Raw genomic sequence first — 3750 nt, 5'->3', positions numbered from 1 at the left:
CGCCCTCGCCACCCTCCACACCCACCACGCCGCCACCCCCGACTGGTCCGCCCTCCTCCCCGGCGCCCGCCTCACCGACCTCCCCACCTACCCCTTCCAGCACAAGGACTACTGGCTCCCGCCCTTCGCCCCCGGCACGTCCCTCGCCGGCCGTGACGCGCACCCGTTCGTCGAGACCGCCACCCGCCCCGCCGACGGCGACCGGCTCGTCCTCACCGGCCGGCTCTCCCTCCGCACCCACCCCTGGCTCGCCGACCACACCGTCGCCGGCCGCGTCCTCCTCCCCGGCACCGCCTACCTCGAACTGGCGCTGGCCGCGGGCGCGCGGCTCGACGACGAGGGGTCGGCCGTCGAGGAGCTGACGCTGCACGCGCCCCTGGAGCTGCCGGCGACGGGGGCCGTGGAGGTCCAGGTGCTGGTGGCGGAGGCCGACGCCGAGGGGCGGCGGGACGTACGCGTCCACGCGCGTCCCGAACCCGCGGGCATGGCGCCCGGCCCCTGGACGGAGCATGCCTCCGGCCGCCTCACCGCCCCCGCCACCGTGCCCGCCGTGCCGGCCGCCCAGCCCGACCTGGCCGCCTGGCCCCCCGAGGGCGCGGAGCCGGTTGCGGTGGACGGGCTTTATCCGGCACTCGCCGCCCTCGGGCTGTCCTACGGGCCGGCGTTCACCGCGCTACGGGCCGCCTGGCGGCGCGGCGACCAGGTGTTCGCCGAGGTCGCGCTGCCCGAGGCGGCCGTCGCCGACGCCGAACGCTTCGGCATCCACCCGGCGCTGCTCGACGCCGCCCTGCACGGCATCGGACTCGGCCTCGGGCCCGGCCGGGAGCCGGACCGGGCCGGGTTGCCGTTCTCCTTCGGCGGGGTGCGGCTGGAGGCCGTCGCCGCCACCGCGGTACGGGTGCGGCTGGCCCCGGCCGCGCCGGACGCCGTCACGGTCACGGTCGCCGACGCGCTCGGGCAGCCGGTCGCCACGGTCGAGACCCTGGTGACCCGGCCGTTCGACGCGGACCGGCTCGCTCGGCGGACCGACTCGCTGTACCGCCTGGACTGGACCCCGGTCGCGGTGGACGCGGTGGACGTGGCGGCACCGGACCCGGAGGGTGCCGCCGAGATCGCGGAGATCACCGACATCGCCGACATCGCCGCCCTCCCCGAGATCCCCGGGGCCGTCGTCCTGCCCTTCGGCCCGGCGCCCGACGCGCCCGCCGCCCTCCACCGCGCCCTCGACGTGGTACGCACCTGGCTGGCGGACGACCGGGCGACGGCGGCCGGTTCGCGGCTCGTCGTGCTGACGCGCGGTGCCGTCGCCGCCGGCCCCGGCGACGTACCCGACCTGGCGACGGCCCCCGTGTGGGGACTGCTGCGCTCGGCCCAGTCGGAGGCGCCCGGCCGCTTCGTCCTCGTCGACCTGGACGGCGTGGACGACGAGGGCAGCGAGGTCGGCGAGGACGGAGCCGCGGGGGACGTGGCACGTACCGTACGGCGGGCCCTCGCCGCCGGCGAGCCGCAACTCGCCCTCCGCGCCGGCCGCCTCACCGCGCCCCGGCTGGTACGCCACCGGCCCCCCGCACCGGCGGACCCGCCCGCCCCGCGGTGGGACCCCGACGGCACCGTGCTGATCACCGGCGGCACGGGCACGCTCGCCGGGCTCCTCGCCACCCACCTGGTCACCGAGCACGGCGTACGCCACCTGCTGCTCGCCGGCCGCAGCGGCCCGGCCGCCGCCGGCGCCCCCGCGCTCTCCGCCGACCTCACCGCCCTCGGCGCCACGGTCACCGTCGCCGCCTGTGACGTCGCCGACCGCGACGCCACCGCCCGGCTCCTCGACGGCATCCCCGCGGACCACCCGCTGACCGCCGTCGTCCACCTGGCGGGCGTCGTCGAGGACGGGCTGCTCACCGGGCTCGCGCCCGAACAGCTCGACCGCGTCCTCGCCCCCAAGGCGACGGGCGCGCTCAACCTCCATGAGCTGACCGTCGAACGCGAACTCCCGCTCGACGCCTTCGTCCTCTTCTCCTCGGCCGCCGCCGTCCTCGGCGGCGCCGGCCAGGGCGCGTACGCGGGGGCGAACGCCCTCCTTGACGCCCTGGCCCGGCACCGGCGGGCGGCGGGGCTGCCGGCGGTGGCCCTCGGCTGGGGGCTGTGGGAGCGGGCGAGCGGCATGACCGCCGGGCTCGGGGCGGCGGACCGGGCGCGGATGGCCAGGTCCGGGGTGGCGCCGCTGCCGGACGCGGAGGCGCTGGCGCTGTTCGACGCGGCGTGCGCGGCGGCGTTCGGCAACGCCGCCTCGTCCGGCGGGTCTTCCGGCGCATCTTCCGTAGCCTCCGGTGCCTCCGGTGCCTCCGGTGCCTCCGGTGCGTCCGGCGACGGCGTGCTGCTGCCCGTACGCCTGGACCCGGCCGCCCTCGCGGACGCCGGCGCGCTGTCGCCCGTACTGCGGGGGCTGGTCCGTACGCCCGGAAGGCGGGCGGCGTCGGCCGCGGCGCGCGGCGCGGCGGCCCCGGAGCTGCGGGAGCGGCTGGCCGCCCTGCCCGGCGCCGAGCGGGCGGCGGCGGCGCTGGACCTGGTGCGTACGCAGACGGCGACCGTACTCGGGCACGAGTCGCCGGGATCGGTGCCGGAGGCGCAGGCGTTCCGGGATCTGGGCTTCGACTCGCTGATGGCCGTCGACCTGCGCAACGGCCTCGCGCGCGAGACGGGGCTGCGCCTGCCCGCGACGCTGGTCTTCGACTACCCCAACCCGACGGCGCTGGCGGCGTTCCTGCTCGCCGAGTTCGGGCTGGGCGAGTTCGGGCTGGGCGAGCAGGCGGGTACCGCGGTGGTGCGGCGGGCCGCCGCTGCCGCTGCCGCGGCCGACGATCCGATCGCGATCATCGGCATGGCCTGCCGCTACCCGGGGGGCGTCGGCTCGCCGGAGGAACTGTGGGAGCTGGTCGCAACGGGCCGGGACGCGATCTCCGAGTTCCCGGCCGACCGGGGCTGGTACCCGGAGGAGCTGTACGACCCGGACCCCGACCGGGCGGGCCGGTCGTCGGTGTGGTCGGGCGGCTTCCTGCACGGGGCGGCGGACTTCGACCCCGGGTTCTTCGGGTTGTCGCCGCGTGAGGCGCTGGCGATGGATCCGCAGCAGCGGCTGCTGCTGGAGACGAGCTGGGAGGCGTTCGAGCGGGCGGGCATTGACCCGTCGGCGGTGCGCGGCAGCCGCACGGGCGTGTTCACGGGCCTGATGTACCACGACTACGCGGCCCGGGTGCCCCGGCCGCCGGCGGAGCTGGAGCCGTACCTGGGCAACGGCAGCGCGGGCAGCGTGGCGACGGGGCGGGTGGCGTACACGTTCGGCCTGGAGGGCCCGGCGGTGACGGTGGACACGGCGTGTTCGTCGTCGCTGGTGGCGTTGCATTTGGCGGCGCAGTCGCTGCGTACGGGCGAGTGCGACATGGCGCTGGCGGGCGGGGTGACGGTGATGTCGGCGCTGCAGGCGTTCATCGAGTTCAGCCGCCAGCGTGCCCTGGCGCCGGACGGCCGGTGCAAGTCGTTCGCGGCGGGGGCGGATGGTACGGGCTGGGCTGAGGGTGTCGGGGTGCTGGTCCTGGAGCGGTTGTCGGTGGCGCGGGCGAACGGGCGCCGGGTGCTGGCGGTCGTACGCGGTTCGGCGGTGAACCAGGACGGTGCGAGCAACGGGCTGACGGCGCCGAACGGGCCGTCGCAGCAGCGCGTCATCCGCGCGGCGCTCGACAACGCCGGGCTGGG

Annotated in this window: 1 protein-coding gene; it reads left to right on the top strand. The window is 77.7% G+C overall.

The features are described 5' to 3' along the window. On the top strand, positions 1 to 3750 hold a 3750-nt coding region (locus T328_RS35920), incomplete at both ends, for a type I polyketide synthase (protein ID WP_496500470.1).

It is taken from the genome of Streptomyces sp. CNX435 (assembly GCF_059570575.1).
This window is presented reverse-complemented; position numbering and strand designations above follow the sequence as displayed.